The 16,856-nt window shown below is 60.0% G+C and carries 12 protein-coding genes; 1 reads left to right on the top strand and 11 read right to left on the bottom strand.

Annotation, left to right across the window (positions count from 1 at the left end):
• Positions 1-19: 19 nt before the first annotated feature.
• Together glpK and edd are read right to left on the bottom strand one after the other, a co-directional pair.
• Entirely contained in the window at positions 20-1,501 is a 1,482-nt protein-coding gene (glpK, locus tag IE079_RS04575; RefSeq protein WP_189573506.1) for a glycerol kinase GlpK, read from the bottom strand.
• A 21-nt stretch (positions 1,502-1,522) separates the two neighbouring features.
• Positions 1,523-3,349, bottom strand: coding sequence for a phosphogluconate dehydratase (gene edd, locus IE079_RS04570; RefSeq protein ID WP_189573503.1), 1,827 nt, complete (start codon positions 3,347-3,349; stop codon positions 1,523-1,525).
• A gap of 118 nt (positions 3,350-3,467) precedes the next feature.
• Between edd and pyk the strand changes: the two genes are divergently transcribed.
• Positions 3,468-4,925 (top strand): pyruvate kinase, encoded by a 1,458-nt coding sequence (gene pyk, locus IE079_RS04565; RefSeq protein WP_189573500.1) that lies wholly within the window; start codon positions 3,468-3,470, stop codon positions 4,923-4,925.
• A 45-nt stretch (positions 4,926-4,970) separates the two neighbouring features.
• Here pyk and IE079_RS04560 read toward each other — a convergent pair whose 3' ends face one another.
• The 9 genes from IE079_RS04560 to tig all read right to left on the bottom strand — a co-directional run bounded on the left by IE079_RS04560 (position 4,971) and on the right by tig (position 16,724).
• The gene (locus tag IE079_RS04560) at positions 4,971-5,627 is read right to left on the bottom strand and encodes a bifunctional 4-hydroxy-2-oxoglutarate aldolase/2-dehydro-3-deoxy-phosphogluconate aldolase (RefSeq protein WP_189573498.1); all 657 of its coding nucleotides are present in this window, start codon (positions 5,625-5,627) and stop codon (positions 4,971-4,973) included.
• Between the two features lie 21 nt (positions 5,628-5,648).
• Positions 5,649-6,368 carry a 6-phosphogluconolactonase gene (gene pgl, locus IE079_RS04555; RefSeq protein WP_189573496.1) on the bottom strand — a complete coding sequence of 240 codons (720 nt, stop codon included), beginning with the start codon at positions 6,366-6,368 and terminating at the stop codon, positions 5,649-5,651.
• Complete coding sequence (zwf, locus tag IE079_RS04550; protein ID WP_189573494.1) at positions 6,355-7,833, bottom strand: glucose-6-phosphate dehydrogenase; 1,479 nt, start codon at positions 7,831-7,833, stop codon at positions 6,355-6,357. Before zwf ends, pgl begins: the two co-directional genes overlap by 14 nt.
• 189 nt (positions 7,834-8,022) lie before the next feature.
• Complete coding sequence (locus IE079_RS04545; protein WP_189573492.1) at positions 8,023-9,870, bottom strand: SurA N-terminal domain-containing protein; 1,848 nt, start codon at positions 9,868-9,870, stop codon at positions 8,023-8,025.
• Positions 9,871-10,152: 282 nt separating this feature from the next.
• Complete coding sequence (gene hbs, locus IE079_RS04540) at positions 10,153-10,425, bottom strand: non-specific DNA-binding protein Hbs (protein WP_189573490.1); 273 nt, start codon at positions 10,423-10,425, stop codon at positions 10,153-10,155.
• A 236-nt stretch (positions 10,426-10,661) separates the two neighbouring features.
• Entirely contained in the window at positions 10,662-13,076 is a 2,415-nt protein-coding gene (gene lon, locus IE079_RS04535; RefSeq protein ID WP_189573488.1) for an endopeptidase La, read from the bottom strand.
• A gap of 197 nt (positions 13,077-13,273) precedes the next feature.
• Complete coding sequence (gene clpX, locus IE079_RS04530; RefSeq protein WP_189573485.1) at positions 13,274-14,557, bottom strand: ATP-dependent Clp protease ATP-binding subunit ClpX; 1,284 nt, start codon at positions 14,555-14,557, stop codon at positions 13,274-13,276.
• 114 nt (positions 14,558-14,671) lie between these two features.
• Positions 14,672-15,307, bottom strand: a complete 636-nt coding sequence (gene clpP, locus IE079_RS04525) for an ATP-dependent Clp endopeptidase proteolytic subunit ClpP (protein WP_189573482.1) — start codon at positions 15,305-15,307, stop codon at positions 14,672-14,674.
• Between the two features lie 109 nt (positions 15,308-15,416).
• Positions 15,417-16,724, bottom strand: a complete 1,308-nt coding sequence (tig, locus tag IE079_RS04520) for a trigger factor (RefSeq protein WP_189573479.1) — start codon at positions 16,722-16,724, stop codon at positions 15,417-15,419.
• Positions 16,725-16,856: the final 132 nt, after the last annotated feature.

The raw sequence follows: 16,856 nt of genomic DNA, 5'->3' as shown, positions 1-16,856 counted from the left end.
CTCCCTTGCCGGCGGCGGCTCAGTTCGCCTGCAGCCGCCGCACCGCCTCCAGCCAGCCGTCATAGAGCCGGTCACGGTCCACCTTGGACATGGTCGGCTCGAACCGCCGCTCGCAACGCCAGAGCTGCTTGATGTCGTCCAGCCCCTGGTAAACACCGGCATGCAGGCCGGCGAGGAAGGCGGCCCCAAGCGCCGTGGTCTCGATGACCTCGGGCCGGTCCACGGTGGCACCGAGAATATCCGCCAGGAACTGCAGCACCCAGTTATTGACCACCATGCCGCCGTCCACACGCAGGGCCACCGGACGTTCACCGTCATCTTCCATGGCTTTTTGCAGGTCCTTGGTCTGGTAGCAGACGGACTGCAGGCCAGCGGTGACTATCTCCTTGATGCCGGTGTCCCGGGTCAGCCCGAACATCGCGCCACGGGCCTTGGGGTCCCAGTGGGGTGCGCCCAGACCGGTAAACGCCGGCACCAGGTAGACGCCATGGTCCACAGGGGTCTGCTCGGCCAGCATTTCGCATTCATCCGCCATACGGATCAGGCTGAGGCCGTCCCGCAGCCACTGGATCGCCGCACCGGCTATAAAGATACTGCCCTCCAGGGCGTAGGTGGTCTTGCCATTGAGCCGGTAGCCCACCGTGGTCAGCAGCCGGTGTTCCGACTTCAGGGCCCGTTCGCCCGTATTGAGAATCAGGAAGCAGCCGGTGCCATAGGTGCTCTTGGCGGTGCCCTCGGCAAAGCAGGTCTGACCAAACAGCGCCGCCTGCTGATCGCCGGCAACACCACCAATGGTTGCGCCCGCTGCCGGCAGGCCCCCGGCAATTGTGCCGAAGTCCGAGGCGCAGTCCCGAACCTCCGGTAGCAATGCTTCCGGCACACCGAACAGCTTCAGCAGCTGCGGATCCCAGCGCTGCTCATGGATATTGAACAGCATGGTGCGGGAGGCATTGGTGGCATCGGTCAGGAATGAGCGACCTTCGGTGAATCGCCAGAGCAGGAAAGTGTCGATGGTGCCAAAGGCAAGCTCACCCCGTTCCGCCCGTTCACGGACGCCCTCGACATTGTCCAGTATCCAGCGGATCTTGGTGGCCGAGAAATAGGGATCGATAATCAGGCCCGAGCGACCGGTCACCTCCGGCTCGTGACCATCAGCCTTGAGTTGCTGGCAAAATCCGGCGGTGCGCCGGTCCTGCCAGACAATGGCATTGTAGACGGGCTTGCCAGTCTGCCGGTCCCACAGCACCGTGGTTTCGCGCTGGTTGGTAATGCCCACGCCGGCAATCTGACTGGTGTCCACGCCACTGTTGTCGAGTAACGCCTGGCAGGTGGCTTTCACCGACTCCCAGATGGCTTCGGGATCATGTTCCACCCAGCCGCTGTCCGGATAGATCTGCTCGAACTCCTGCTGCTCCACGGCATGTATGCGCCCCTCCAGGGTGAACAGAATGGCCCGGGAACTGGTAGTCCCCTGGTCGATCGACAGCAGATATTGGGTCATGTGCGGGTTTTCTCCTTCTTGTTATCGGAATGGTTGAGGCTGAAAAAACAGGGTCGCTCCCTGCTCCGCTTCCGAAGCCCCGGTACGGAACCAGGCAAACAGTTCCCGGCCAAGCCCCTGCTGGTTGGCGGACAGGTCCGCCGTCGCCGGCTCGCGGGCAGACAGTTCCTGGTCGGACACCTGCACCGACAGTTCGCCGCTGCTGGCATCCACCCGGATCATATCACCATCGCGCACTCGTGCCAGTACACCACCCCGGGCCGCTTCAGGATAGACGTGGATCGCCGCCGGTACCTTGCCGCTGGCCCCGGACATGCGGCCATCGGTAACCAGCGCAACCTTGTAACCCCGGTCCTGGAGGCTGCCCAGGTAGGGTGTCAGCTTGTGCAGCTCGGGCATGCCATTGGCGGCCGGCCCCTGCCAGCGGACCACCGCCACAAAATCCTTATCCAGCTCACCCCGGTCGAACGCATCGGCCACCGCGGACTGGTCGTCGAACACCCGGGCTGGCGCCTCAACCACACGGTGTTCCGGCGCGACCGCCGATGTCTTGATTATGCCCCGCCCCAGATTGCCCTGCACCACCGTCAGCCCCCCTTCCTTATCAAAGGGCTCGGATACCGGACGCAGTACGCCGGCGTCCCTGGTGGCCGCCGGTGCCGGCCGCCAGACCAGCTGGCCGTGTTCAAGAGTGGGTATTTCGGTATACGCACGTAGCCCATGGCCCACCACTGTCTCCACGTCTTCGTGCAACAGGCCCGCATCCAGCAGTTCGCGGATCAGCAAGGCCGTGCCCCCGGCCTGATGGAAATGGTTTACGTCCGCCTGACCATTGGGATACATCCGGGTCAGCAGTGGAGTGACGCGGGACAGTTCCGAGTAGTCATCCCAGTCGATCAGGATACCCGCGGCCCGGGCAATGGCGACCCAGTGCAGCGTGTGGTTGGTGGAACCCCCTGTGGCCAGCAGCGCCACCAGGGCATTAACGATGGTCTTTTCCGACACCATGTGCGCCAGACCCAGCTCACCGCCGTTGGGCCGGGACAACCGCACCACCTGTTCGGTGGCGGCCCGGGTCAGGGCCTCCCGCAGGGGAGTCCCCGGGTTCACAAAGGCCGCACCGGGCAGGTGCAGCCCCATGACCTCCACCAATAACTGATTACTGTTGGCGGTGCCGTAGAAGGTACAGGTACCCGGACTGTGATAGGACTGGCTTTCCGCTTCCAGCAATTCGTCCTGGCCCACCTTGCCTTCGGCATAAAGCTGGCGGATACGCTGCTTTTCCTTGTTGGGCAGGCCCGACGGCATGGGGCCCGCTGGCACCAGCACCGTGGGCAGGTAGCCGAAGCTCAGTGCACCGATCAGCAGTCCCGGCACAATCTTGTCGCATATCCCGAGCAACAGGGTGGCATCAAACATGTTGTGACTGAGGGCGACGGCGGTGCTCATGGCAATCACGTCCCGGGAGACCAGGCTCATTTCCATGCCGGGCTGCCCCTGGGTAACCCCGTCACACATGGCCGGGGTGCCGCCGGCAAACTGGGCCACGGAACCCATGCCGTGAGCCGCCTCCCGGATCACGTCCGGAAACCCGGCATAGGGCTGGTGAGCGGAGAGCATGTCGTTGTAGGCCGATACAATGGCTACGTTGGCCTGATTCATCAGCTTCAGGGTCTGCTTTTCACCGGGCTGGCAGGCGGCAAAACCATGGGCCAGGTTGCCGCAGGACAGCGCCGCCCGGTGCGGTGACTGGCGACCCAGATCCTGCATACGCCCAAGGTAGTCTTGCCGGCTGTCGCGGCTGCGATGGATAATCCGGTCGGTTACCTGCTGTACGGTGGGGTGCATCGATGCTCTCCTTCACCATTCTGTTACAATTTGACACTACCATGAAGGGTTGATGACCAACAGCAATCACCTGCAGGTCACCCTTCCGGGCAGGCCCCAGAAAAGGAACTGATACGCTATGCCAGAGCAGCTACGGCGCACCAAGATTGTCGCCACCCTCGGCCCCGCCACCGATTCCCCTGAAACTCTTGAGCGGATCATTCACGCCGGCCTGGATGTCTGCCGTCTCAATTTTTCCCATGGCAGTGCCGAAGAGCACTGTGAACGGGCCCGCCGGGTACGGGAGACGGCAGCCAGCTGCGGGCGTTTCGTGGCCGTCCTGGCGGACCTCCAGGGCCCCAAGCTCAGGATCGCCCGGTTCCGCGACAACAAGGTGACCCTGAAGGCCGGCCAGACCTTTGTGCTGGACGCCGCCATGGACAAGGAGGCCGGCGACGCCCAGTGTGTCGGCATCGACTACGAACAGCTGATACGGGACGTCACCCCCGGCGACACCCTGGTGCTGGACGACGGTCGCATCGAGATGGAAGTCACCGCTGTTGATGAGCGCAGCATCACCTCCACCGTGCTCATCGGTGGCCCCCTGTCCAACAACAAGGGTCTCAATAAACGGGGCGGCGGCCTCTCCGCCGATGCCCTCACCAGCAAGGACCGGGAAGATATCGTCACCGCGGCCAGACTGGGTGCAGACTATGTGGCGGTTTCCTTTGTCCGCACCGCCGAGGACATGCACATCGCCCGCCAGCTGCTGCGGGAAGCCGGCTCCCAGGCTGGCCTGGTGGCCAAGATCGAGCGCGCTGAACTGGCTCACGATACCGACGCCCTGGATGCCGTGATCACCGCTTCTAACGCGGTCATGGTGGCTCGCGGTGACCTGGCGGTGGAAATCGGCGACGCCGAACTGGTCGCGGTGCAGAAACACATCATCGCCCGTGCCCGGGCCCTGGACCGGGTGGTCATCACCGCCACCCAGATGATGGAGTCCATGATAGACAATCCCATGCCGACCCGTGCCGAAGTCTCCGACGTGGCCAATGCCGTCATGGACTATACCGACGCGGTCATGCTGTCCGCCGAAACCGCCGTCGGTGACTATCCCGTGCAGGCGGTGGAAGCCATGGACCGAATTTGCAAGGGGGCCGAACGTCATCCTTCCATGCGCCAGTCGGGCCACCGGATGCACGAGAGCATGGAACGGGTGGACGAGGCCATTGCCCTGTCCGCCATGTATGCAGCCAACCACCTGCAGGGTGTCACTGCCATTATCTGCCTCACCGAAACCGGGGCCACACCGCTGTTGATGTCCCGTATCAAGTCGGCGATGCCCATCTTTGCGTTTTCCCGCCACTTCACCACCCAGCACAAGGTGACCCTTTACCGGGGCGTGCAGACGGTGCCTTTCGACTCCGCTGAAGTGGCGCCGGAGCAGACCAATGCCCTGGCTGTCCGGCAACTGCAGGACCGGGGCATCGTCAGCCCGGGAGACCTGGTGGTATTGACCAAGGGTGACTATGTGAATGCCCAGGGTGGCACCAACACCATGAAAATCGTTCGCGTGAACGATGATATCCGCTGATGGCGCCGTGGAATGGCCGGAACCAACCGGCTATTCCGGTACGCTTCAGCTCAGGCAGCTGGCCAGGCTTTCCCGGGCCAGTCTGGCGATACCCGGCCAGTCACTCTCGCTGACCCGATTTTCCGGTGTCAGCCAGGTGCCGCCCACCGCCATCACATTACTCAGGGCCAGATACTCCCTGGCAGTATCCCGGCGAATGCCCCCCGTGGGACAGAAGACCGCATCCGGAAATGGCCCCGCCATTGCTTTCAGGGCCTCCAGCCCCCCTGCCACAGCCGCCGGGAAGAATTTGAAGGCACGATACCCCAGCTCATACCCCAGCATCAGTTCCGATACGGTCGCTATCCCTGGCAGCAGTGGCGCATTGGCTCTCAGTCCATAATCCAGCAGCCGGGGAGTGATGCCCGGACTGACCACAAACCGGGCACCCACACTTTCCGCCTGCCGATAGCTGTCCGGATCGGTCACGGTGCCGGCCCCCACCACCACCTCCGCCGGCAGATGCTTGCATAGTATCTCGATGGCGGGCAACGCCTCCGGCGTGCGCAGTGTCACTTCCAGCACCCGGATGCCGCCTTCTACCAGAGCCTCGGCCAGAGGCAGGGCATCCTCTTTACGGTGAATGGTGATCACCGGCACCAATGGCCCCATGGCCAGCACGGCGTGAATGCGTTGCAACGGGTCTTGTGGCGGTCCGGGCATGGTATGGTCCTCTTTTCGGGGTCAGGGGCTCCAGAAAACCTGCAATGGCTGCTGGAAGAAATAGCGAACCGGCATGGGTCCGATGGCCAGCGGTATGGAAACGGCTTCCTCCAGAGCGGCTCGTTTACCTTCGCCCTGTATCAGGAGCACGGTCATTGCCGCCCCGGACAGGGCCCTGGCGCTCAGGGTCAACCTTGCCGTGGGCTGGGAGGGCGGCGTTGTCACCAGTACCGGCGCAGCGTTGTCCGACAGAGCTGGCGCCAGTTCGGGCGCGTCCGGGAACAGTGACGCTGTATGTCCATCCTCGCCCATACCCAGTACCACCACGTCTGCGGGCCAGTCGAGCAGGCAAAGCCGGTCAGAGGCCCGCTCCGCAGACTGATCCGGCGACCGGTCGGTGTCTTCCACCAGCTCGATCAGCCGGGCACTGGCCGCCGCCCCCTGCAACAACTGCTGCCGGATCAGCCGGCTATTGCGCTCATCGCTGTCAGCGGATACCCAGCGTTCGTCCGAGGGCAGAATGGTCACCCGTTCCCAGGGTAGAGCCAGGCCGGAAAGCACCTGGAAAAAGTCCACCGGCGTGCGCCCGCCGGAAACCACCATCAGTGCACCACCGTTCGCCCCGATTGACTGACGCAGGCGGGCGGCCACCTGTTCGGCCAGCTCCGTTGCCAGCACTACCGGGTCGTCACTGGCATGGAGGGTGACCCCTGGCAGCAGTGTCTGTTCAGGCGTCTTCATACCAGCTCCGGTCGTCACGGGTGATCATGGCAATAGAAGCGACGGGCCCCCAGGTTCCCGCCGCATAGCGTTTGGTATGAGCGCCACACTCCTCGCAATTGTCCAGCAGCTGGTCTATCCAGCGCCAGGCATGCTCCACCTCATCGCGGCGTACAAACAGGTACTGGTTGCCTTTCATGGCCTCCAGCAACAGCCGTTCATAGGCATCCGGAATCCGGTCAGTATCAAAGGCTTTGGCAAACGAGAGATCCAGCGGGCCCTGGCGCAGGCGCATACCCCGGCTGAGCCCCTGGGCCTTGGTAAGGATCTGCAGGGCCATGCCCTCGTCCGGCTGCAGGCGGATAATCAGCTTGTTATTGGCAAGATGCTTCTGGTCCGGGTCGAAGATATAGTGCGGCGCCGGCTTGAAGTGCACGATGATTTCCGAACGTTTTTCCGGCAGCCGCTTGCCGGTGCGGATATAGAAGGGAACGCCGGCCCACCGCCAGTTTTCGATCTCCACCTTGAGGGCCACAAAGGTTTCGGTATCGCTGTGGCCTGCCGAACCTTCCTCTTCCAGGTAGCCGGGCACAGGCCGGCCATCGGCAGTGCCGGCGGTATACTGCCCCCTGACCAGATGGGTCGGAATGCGCTCCTGGGTCAGGGGCGAGAGCGCCTTGAGCACCTTGACCTTTTCGTCGCGGATGCTGTCCGAGGACAGGTCCGACGGTGGGTCCATGGCCAACAGGCATAACAGCTGCAACAGGTGGCTCTGCAACATATCCCGTAACTGGCCGGTGCTGTCGAAATAGGACCAGCGGCCTTCGATACCCACACTCTCCGCCACCGTGATCTCGATATGGGAAATATGGTTCTGATCCCACTGGGAGGCGAACAGGTTATTGGCAAAGCGCAGGGCAATCAGATTCTGGACGGTTTCCTTGCCCAGATAGTGGTCGATGCGAAAGATATTCTCTTCGCGAAAGACCGAGGCCAGCTGGTCATTAAACTCCCGGGAGGAAGGCAGATCATGGCCGATGGGTTTTTCAACCACCACGCGGGTGTGTTGATCACAGCAGTCGAGACTGGCCAGGTGGCCGGTAATGGTGGCATAGAGGCCCGGTGGCGTGGCGTAATACAGGATCAGGGTATTTTCCGTTGGGCCCTCACTGCGCCATTGCGCCATTGCCGTATACCCCTCACGGCTGGAGAAGTCGAAATTTTCATAGCATACGCGGGCCAGGAAAGCCTCCATGGTCGCCGGAGAGATCTCCGAAGGATCCAGCTTTTCCGACAGCCGCTCGCGGATCGCCTGTCTGGCCTCATCCAGCGTATAGTCCCGTCGCGCCAACGCCAGTATACGGGTGCCCGGAGACAGCAGTTCGGCACGATGAAGCTGGTACAGCGCGGGAAACAGCTTCTTCGAGGCAAGATCTCCCATGGCCCCGAACAGAATCAGGTCACAAGCAGTGTCCGGGCTCACCATAGTGGTGCCTCCTTCGGCTCCGGGCCGACAGTTGTCATGTTTTTCACAGTTACCATACAAAAATCATGACAACCGTCTTGCCCGATTTCCAGTTCACGATGACATCAGCGTATCCCCATAACAAAAGGCCCGCCACCGGAACCTTCCGGGGCGGGCCTTTTTCACTTGCCGTGGTCAGATCTCCAGCCGTCAGGGGCGCTCGACTTCCGCCTGGTTGCGAAGCGTCTGGACATAGGCCTGGTATTCCTGCTGGCCGTTCATCTGGGCCAGGAACTGGCTCATGTTCTTCACCTCTTCGCTGTTCTCATCCACTTCACCGTCGCTGACGCCGGACAGGGCAATAACCACCATGTCCGAGCCCACCTCGGCGGAACCGAATGTGAATGCATCTTCGCCGGGTGCCGGCAGGGAAAACACCTCCGACAGAACCGGTCGTGCCAGATCAGCCTGGTCACGGACCATATCATCGTATGAGGTCCAGCCTTCACCCTCCGGCGCCGTCTCGCCGTTGCGCAGCTGGCTCAGGATTGACAGGGCGTCCTCCTGTAAAAGCTCCAGAGTACGCTCCCGCTCAAGGCGATCGCGAATCTGGCCCGCCACTTCTGCCAGTGGCCGGGGTTTCTGCGGATGATGCTCGGTCACCCGGGCGACGACCGCCGTTGTCTGACTGACATCGATCAGCTCGGTGTTGAAACCGTCTTCCAGCACGTCACCGGAGAAAAGCTGTCGAATCAGCCCGGCGTGGTCAAACGGCGCCTGATTGATCTCACGGGTCACGCCACTACGGGTCTGCAGCTCCAGATCAAACTGCTCCGCCGGGTATTCCAGATCCTCCGAGGAGAACGCCAGGTCTGCCAGCTCGGTTCGCTGGCGGGAGAATCCCTCACCGGCCCGGCGTTGTGCAAGCTGCTCGCGGATTTCCGGAGCCTGCTCCTCGAAGTCCGGCGCGTCGCCCTGGCGTATGTCCAGCAACTTGATGAAATGGGTGCCGTAATCGGTTTCCACCGGGCCGGCCACGCCACCTTCCTCCAGTGAAAACAGCGCTTCATCATAGTCACCGCCCAGGTCCCCTTCCATCAGGTAACCCAGATCGCCGCCCTGCTCCGCCGACAGCGGATCGTCGGAGAACTCCCGTGCCAGATCGGCAAAATCTGCACCTTCCTCAAGGCGCTGCTGGACGGTCTCGATACGCTCCCGGGCGTTGTCGCCGTCTTCAATCAGGATATGGGCGCTACGGCGTTCTTCCCCGGCCAGCTGGTCGGTCATCTGGTCGAAACGCTGACGCACTTCGTCCTCCGGGACATCGACATCATCCATCACGTCATCCAGGGACAGCACCAGATACTCCACATCCACCGACTCCGGCTGCATGAACTGCGACTGGTTCTCCTCGTACCACTGCTCCACATCGCTTTCGGTGACATCGACCTGATCAGCCACGGAATCGCCGTCCAGACGCAACAGGCGGAAATCACGACTCTGGCCCTGAATGGCGAGTAAGCGACGGGCGGACTCCGCCGGCGCAATACCGCCGCGAACCACCGCTGTACGGATCTGGTTGCTGATATAGTCGCGCTTGAGCAGTTCACGGAACTCGGTAGGGCTCATGCCGAGGTTACTGACGAACGAGGTAAAGCGCTGCTGGCTGAACTCGCCGCCGACCTGGAACTGGGACATACCCACGATGAGCTGGTCAACACTGGCATTGTTCAGCGCCAGCCCCTGGTCGCCAGCCTCCTGGGCAAGTACTTCGGCCTGAATCATGCTTTCCAGGACGTCTTTACGGATCTGGTCCTCGTCCAGCAGGGTCGGATCCGGGTTTTCCATCTGCCTTAGCTGCTGCTGGGTGTTGATCTGCACCATACGCCGGTATTCCCGCTCGGTGATTTCCTCACCGTTTACGGTTGCCACTTCCGGCTCCCCCCTGAAACCGCCAACGATGGCATCCATACCCCAGATGGACAGGGAAACAATCAATACGGCGATAATAATCTTGGCGATGGTGCCCTGGGCGTTGTCCCGAATGTCTTGAAGCATGTTCCTCCCGGATCGCTCGCACCCGCTTGTACCATCCCGCTGGTATCAGGCTCGGCGTCAGGCCTCTTTCAGTGTTCGTATGGAAAATCAGTCAGCTGGCAGCCTGTCGGAACTGCCCGGCCGAGGGAGCCTCTGAATCGTCCCGGCCCTTTCAAACCACAACCTGACCAGGAGTCGTTAGCTGACTGAACGTAAAAAGGCGCACCCGGAATGGAATGCGCCTTGAATCAAGCAGGGCAGCACGGGTCATGAAATGCCGGCACCACCTGCCGAAGGAGTCCGTTACTTGACGGCGTCCTTCAGAGCCTTGCCTGCCTTGAACCCGGGCACCTTGGAAGCCGGGATCTTGATCTCAGCGCCAGTCTGCGGGTTACGACCAGTGCGGGCGGCACGCTCTTTCACAGAGAACGTACCAAAGCCGATCAGGGTGACCTGGTCGCCTTTCTGCAGAGCGCCGGTGATGGAGCCGGTCATGGCATCCAGTGCACGGCCTGCGGCGGCCTTGGAAATATCGGCGGACTCTGCAATTGCATCAATAAGTTCGGACTTGTTCACACTAAACCCCTTCGATTTCAGGTTGGAGAGTTCTCGGTCTGTTTATTTTTCTGAAACGTTCCCGACTATCGCACAAGCGGTCGGGGAATGCCATTTTTCGCTTTCGTTATTCCCTGCGGGTGTTAACCGGTCCACGGAATAGGTTGTGATTGCGCGGGAGCCCTTGGTAATGGCTGCTTCACGGCGAAACAGTTATACCAACGGGCTCTCCGGCATGTCAACAAAGCACGCAGCTTTTAATGTGTGTTTATCCGTTCGCCGGATTCGCTGTCGTCATCGCGGCTGGTCGCACCCTGGCCCTGGGACGGTGTGGTGCTGGCCAGCGGCTCCGGTGTGTATTCCAGCGCAATATCCAGCACTTCGTCGATCCACTTCGCCGGGAGAATCTCCAGCGACTCCTTGATGTTATCGGGTATCTCCTTGAGATCACGAACATTTTCATCCGGGATGATAACGGTCTTGATGCCGCCTCGATGAGCCGCCAGAAGCTTTTCCTTGAGCCCGCCAATCGGCAGCACCCGTCCCCTGAGGGTGATTTCACCGGTCATGGCAACGTCCGCACGCACCGGAATTCCGGTCAGTGAAGACACCAGCGCCGTGCACATTCCAATGCCCGCGCTGGGACCGTCCTTAGGTGTGGCGCCTTCAGGTACATGTACATGGAGATCGTGTTTTTCGTGAAAGTCGTCACGAATTCCTAGACCGGGCGCCCGGCTTCGGACAACCGTCAGCGCCGCCTGGATAGACTCCTGCATCACGTCACCGAGGGAGCCGGTCTTCACTACCCGTCCCTTGCCCGAAGTGACAGCGGTCTCGATGGTGAGCAGCTCGCCACCAACCGACGTCCAGGCCAGCCCGGTCACCGAGCCTACCTGGTTCTTTTCTTCCGCCAAACCATACTTGAACTTGCGCACGCCGGAGTAGTCTTCCAGCAGTTCCGGTGCCAGCTCGAAAGCGGTCTTTTCACCCTGCTGCACATGCTCGCGCACTACCTTGCGGCAGATCTTGGCGATCTCGCGCTCAAGGCTCCGTACGCCCGCCTCGCGGGTGTAATAACGGATAACATCGCGCAGCGTCTGCTCCGGAATCTCCAGCTCGCCCTTTTTCAGACCGTTGGCCTTGAGCTGCTTGGGCAGCAGGTACTTGAGGGCAATGTTGACCTTCTCATCCTCGGTATAACCGGGGATGCGAATGATCTCCATCCGATCCAGCAGAGCCGGCGGGATGTTCATGGAGTTGGAGGTGCACACGAACATCACGTCGGACAGGTCGTAATCCACTTCCAGATAATGGTCATTGAAGGTATGGTTCTGTTCCGGGTCCAGCACCTCCAGCAGTGCCGATGCAGGATCGCCGCGGTGATCCATGCCCAGCTTGTCGATTTCGTCAAACAGGAACAGCGGGTTCTTGACCCCTACCTTCGACAGCTTCTGGACCAGCTTGCCGGGCAGAGCCCCGATGTAGGTCTTGCGGTGACCACGGATCTCGGCCTCGTCACGAACACCGCCAAGGGCCATACGCGTGTACTTGCGGTTGGTGGCCCGGGCAATCGACTGTCCCAGGGAGGTCTTGCCGACCCCGGGCGGGCCCACCAGGCACAATACCGGACCCTTCACCTTCTTCACCCGGCTCTGCACTGCCAGGTATTCAAGGATCCGGCTCTTGACTTCGTCCAGCCCGTAATGGTCCTCGTCGAGGATCTCACGAGCCTTCTCGATGTCGTGGCGAACGCGGCTGCGTTTTTTCCAGGGCAGTGACACCATCCACTCGATATACCCCCTCACCACCGTTGCCTCGGCAGACATGGGCGACATCATCTTGAGCTTGCTCAGCTCGGCGTCGGTCTTCTTGCGGGCCTCTTCCGGCAGGCCGGCTTCCTCGATCTTCTGTTCCAGCTCCTCAAAGTCGCCGCCACCCTCGCCAAGGGAGCCCATTTCCTTCTGGATGGCCTTCATCTGCTCGTTGAGGTAATACTCCCGCTGGCTTTTTTCCATCTGCTTCTTGACCCGTCCGCGGATTCGCTTCTCCACTTCGATCAGATCAATTTCGCTGTCCAGACGGCCGAGCAGCAGCTCTACGCGGGTGCGAATATCCAGGGCCTCGAGCAACTCCTGCTTCTCAGGCACCTTCAATTCCAGGTGAGCGGCCATGGTGTCGGCCAGTCGCTCCACCTCCTCGATACCCTGCAGCGCACTGGATACCTCGGACGGCACCTTGCGGGACATCTTGACGTATTTCTCGAATTCTTCGGTCAGGGTACGGACCAGCACTTCCTCTTCCCGTTCCGGCACGGAGTCCGGTTCCAGAATCGAGGCTGTGGCGGTCAGATACTCGCCTTCGGCGACGGCATCGACACCTGCGCGGGCATTGCCTTCAACGAGCACCTTGACGGTGCCGTCCGGCAATCTGAGCATCTGCAGGACCGTGGCCAGCGTACCCACGTCGAACACGTCGGTCGGGCCGGGGTCATCCGTACCGGCATCCCGCTGTGAGACCAGCAGGATCTCCTTGCTGCCCTCCATGGCCACTTCCAGGGCCTGAATGGACTTGTCTCGCCCCACAAACAGCGGTACCACCATGTGGGGAAAGACAACCACGTCCCGAAGGGGAAGCATCGGGTACTCGGTACGGGTTTCGGGAGTCGGGGTCATAAGGAATCCTCTGACAATGTTTCTTTCAGCATACCACCGAATATTGGGGTAATTTGGGGGATTGCAATGTTTTTACAGACGCTTGCCGATCCATACGGGATGTAACCTGTAGATACATCACACTGTCGCAATAACAGGCACAAAAAAAGGGCGTTGCCGCCCTTTTTATTGTCCGGCCAACGCCGGTGTGACGACCGTCAATCTTCCGGAACCGCCTTGGCATGGTCGCTGCTGGCGTAGATCTTGAACGGCTCTGAATGGCCATCAATCACACTCTCGTCGATCACTACCTTGGTGACATCCGGTTCTGACGGAATCTGGTACATGGTATCCAGCAAGGTGGCCTCCATAATGGAGCGCAGTCCCCGGGCCCCGGTTTTCCGCTCCATGGCCTTGCGGGCCACGGCACGCAGGGCGTCCTCGCGGAAATCCAGCTCCACGCTTTCCATGTCGAACAGCTTCTGATACTGCTTGGTCAGCGAGTTCTTGGGCTCGGTGAGAATCTGCACCAGGGCATCCTCATCCAGTTCGGTCAGGGTAGCCACGACCGGTAAACGACCCACAAACTCGGGGATCAGACCATATTTGACCAGGTCTTCCGTTTCCACATGGCGGACCACATCACCGGCGCGCTTGGCATCGTCCTGACTGGCCACCGTCGCCGAGAACCCGATGCTGTTCTTTTCAGTGCGCTCGCGGATCACCTTGTCGAGCCCCCCGAAAGCACCACCACAGATAAACAGCATGTTGGCAGTGTCCACCTGCAGGAATTCCTGCTGGGGATGTTTGCGGCCACCCTGAGGCGGCACCGAGGCAACGGTACCTTCAATCAGCTTCAACAACGCCTGCTGCACACCCTCACCAGACACATCACGGGTGATGGACGGATTGTCGGATTTGCGCGAAATCTTGTCGATTTCGTCGATATAGACAATGCCACGCTGGGCCTTGTCCACATCATAATCACACTTCTGCAGCAACTTCTGGATGATGTTCTCGACATCCTCACCCACGTAGCCGGCTTCAGTGAGCGTGGTGGCATCAGCGATGGTGAACGGCACGTTCAGCATCCGCGCCAGGGTCTCCGCCAGCAAGGTCTTGCCGCTGCCAGTGGGCCCGATCAGCAGGATATTACTCTTGCCAAGCTCCACCTCGGCCTTGCCCTCACCGTAGCGCAGGCGCTTGTAATGGTTGTACACGGCAACCGACAACACGACCTTGGCACGGTCCTGCCCGATCACGTATTCGTTGAGGGTGCTGCGGATTTCCTCCGGTGTCGGCAGTCGGTCGCTGGCCTCTTCCTGAGCATTCTCCTGGATTTCCTCCCGGATAATGTCATTGCACAGGTCGACACACTCGTCGCAGATGAACACCGACGGCCCTGCTATGAGCTTACGGACTTCATGCTGGCTTTTTCCGCAAAACGAGCAGTACAGCAACTTACCGTTGTCGTCGCCCCTGCCGTTTCTTTCATCTGCCATTGAATTACCTCTGGTCTGATTTCCGGTGCCAATGTGTGGCCTGGTATGCACCTTTACCGCCCTGATACATAAACAAGGGTACGTAGCCACACATCCTGTCGATTACCGTCAGTATTATTTATTCGATACACGCTTATCAAGTACGGTGTCAATAAGCCCGTATTCCTTCGCCTGTTGCGGATCCATGAAATTGTCGCGATCCGTGTCTTTGGCGATGGTTTTCAGGTCCTGGCCGGTATGCTCCGCCAGGATACGGTTCAGGGTATCCCGGATCTTGAGGATCTCCTTTGTATGGATCTCGATATCGGTGGCCTGGCCCTGATAGCCGCCCAGCGGCTGATGGATCATCACCCGGGAATTGGGCAGGCATGCTCGCTTGCCTTCGGCACCACCGGCCAGCAGGAACGCACCCATGCTGGCAGCCTGGCCGACGCAAAGAGTCGCCACATCCGGCTTGACGAACTGCATGGTGTCATAGATCGACATACCGGCGCTCACCGAACCACCCGGGCTGTTGATATACAGATGAATATCCTTGTCCGGATTCTCCGACTCCAGAAACAGCATCTGTGCCACGATCAGGTTGGCCATATGGTCTTCTACCGGCCCGACCATGAAAATGACCCGCTCTTTCAGCAGCCGTGAATAAATATCGAAAGACCGCTCACCGCGAGAGGTCTGCTCGATCACCATCGGGATCAACGCGGCATTCGGGTCCATGGAAGAACCATCAAAAGGCTTCTGGGTCATGTGTGCCTGCACTCCTTATGGAATTCGGACTGAATGTCTCTGAACGTAGAAACAGCCGGGCGTACCGGCTGTTTCTCCGGGCGCTCAGCCCGGGGCAAGTGGCTGGCACTTACCCCTGCTGTTGCTGGGCCGCCTGGATCACGTCGTCATACTTGGCTTTCTTTTCCTTAACCTTGGCCCGATCAAGAACAAAATCAACCACCGCATCCTCAAGAACCACAGATTCGATCTGCGCCTTCTGCTCCGGATTGCTGTTGAAGTGGGTCACCACCTCTTCCGGCTGCTCGTACGTGGATGCAATTTCACGGATCTTTTCGTCAACCTTCTCGGGGTCGGCCTTCAGCTCGTTAGCCTTGACGATTTCCTGGAACAGCAGACCCGTCTTGACGCGGCGCTCTGCCTGATCCTGGAAGATTTCCTTGGGCAACTGCTGAGGATCCATCTGGCCGCCAAAACGTTGTACGGCGTCGTTGCGCAGGCGATCAATCTCCTGATCAACGAGTGCCTGAGGAACCTCAATGTCGGTGGTTTCCAGCAAACCATCCACCACATCATTTTTCACTTTGGCAGAAATGGCCTGCTTGAGTTCCCGCTCCATGTTCTTTTTCACTTCCTCGCGGAAGGCTTCCTCGGAGTCAGCCTCGATACCGAAGCGCTTGAAGAACTCCTCGTTCAGCTCGGGTAGCTGGGGCTCTTCCACCTTTTTGACACTGATCTCGAACCTGGCCGGCTTACCCTTGAGTTCTTCGTTATGGTAATCCTCCGGGAAAGTTACCTCGATCTCGATGTCCTCACCGGCCTTGGCGCCGACAATACCCTTCTCGAATCCGGGAATCATCTGGCCCGAGCCCAGCTCCAGACGATGATCCTCGCCCTCGCCGCCCTCAAAGGCCTCGCCATCAACGTAGCCCTTGAAGTCAATAGTCACGGTGTCCTTGTTCTTGGACTTGCGCTTCACTTCCTTCATGGTGGCCTGCTGGCGACGCAGGTTATCGATCATCTTGTCGATATCCTTGTCAGTCACCTCGGCATCCATTTTTTCCACTTCAATCTTGCTCAGGTCGCCCAGTTCGATTTCCGGCATCACTTCAAAGATGGCCACGAACTCAAGGTCCTTGCCCTCTTCCATGGTTTTCGGCTCGAACTGCGGCATACCGGCGGGGGACACATCCTTTTCTTCCAGTGCCTTGACGTAGCTGTCACGCATGACCTCGCCAACCACTTCCTGGCGAACACTGTCACCGAAACGACGCTTTACCACCTTGTAGGGCACCTTGCCCGGACGGAAGCCATTCATGCGCACAGTACGCGCGGTTTCCTGAAGACGCTTCTGAACCGCCTGCTCAATTTCCTGGGCGGGCACACCAATCGTCATCCGACGCTCGATGTTTGACGTCGTTTCAACAGACACTTGCATGGAAGTTCCTCAAATTACCGAATCAGTTAAGTGGATTTGGGTTTGGTTAAAAGACGTAGTCTATCACGGAACCGACAGGGGAGAGAATCACCTGAAAAGCAGGAATAATGGCGCAGGAAGCGAAGATAAGAC

The organism is Marinobacter zhanjiangensis (assembly GCF_014651935.1).
GTDB classification, from domain to species: Bacteria; Pseudomonadota; Gammaproteobacteria; order Pseudomonadales; family Oleiphilaceae; genus Marinobacter; species Marinobacter zhanjiangensis.
Note: the sequence above shows the minus strand (reverse complement) of the source record. Positions and strands in the feature narration are given on the sequence as shown.

What these genes read in the sequence shown, in the direction of transcription:
- glpK (WP_189573506.1), bottom strand. Translation starts at nt 1,501, where the DNA reads ATGACCCAATATCTGCTGTCGATCGACCAGGGGACTACCAGTTCCCGG.
- edd (WP_189573503.1), bottom strand. Translation starts at nt 3,349, where the DNA reads ATGCACCCCACCGTACAGCAGGTAACCGACCGGATTATCCATCGCAGC.
- pyk (WP_189573500.1), top strand. Translation starts at nt 3,468, where the DNA reads ATGCCAGAGCAGCTACGGCGCACCAAGATTGTCGCCACCCTCGGCCCC.
- IE079_RS04560 (WP_189573498.1), bottom strand. Translation starts at nt 5,627, where the DNA reads ATGCCCGGACCGCCACAAGACCCGTTGCAACGCATTCACGCCGTGCTG.
- pgl (WP_189573496.1), bottom strand. Translation starts at nt 6,368, where the DNA reads ATGAAGACGCCTGAACAGACACTGCTGCCAGGGGTCACCCTCCATGCC.
- zwf (WP_189573494.1), bottom strand. Translation starts at nt 7,833, where the DNA reads ATGGTGAGCCCGGACACTGCTTGTGACCTGATTCTGTTCGGGGCCATG.
- IE079_RS04545 (WP_189573492.1), bottom strand. Translation starts at nt 9,870, where the DNA reads ATGCTTCAAGACATTCGGGACAACGCCCAGGGCACCATCGCCAAGATT.
- lon (WP_189573488.1), bottom strand. Translation starts at nt 13,076, where the DNA reads ATGACCCCGACTCCCGAAACCCGTACCGAGTACCCGATGCTTCCCCTT.
- clpX (WP_189573485.1), bottom strand. Translation starts at nt 14,557, where the DNA reads ATGGCAGATGAAAGAAACGGCAGGGGCGACGACAACGGTAAGTTGCTG.
- clpP (WP_189573482.1), bottom strand. Translation starts at nt 15,307, where the DNA reads ATGACCCAGAAGCCTTTTGATGGTTCTTCCATGGACCCGAATGCCGCG.
- tig (WP_189573479.1), bottom strand. Translation starts at nt 16,724, where the DNA reads ATGCAAGTGTCTGTTGAAACGACGTCAAACATCGAGCGTCGGATGACG.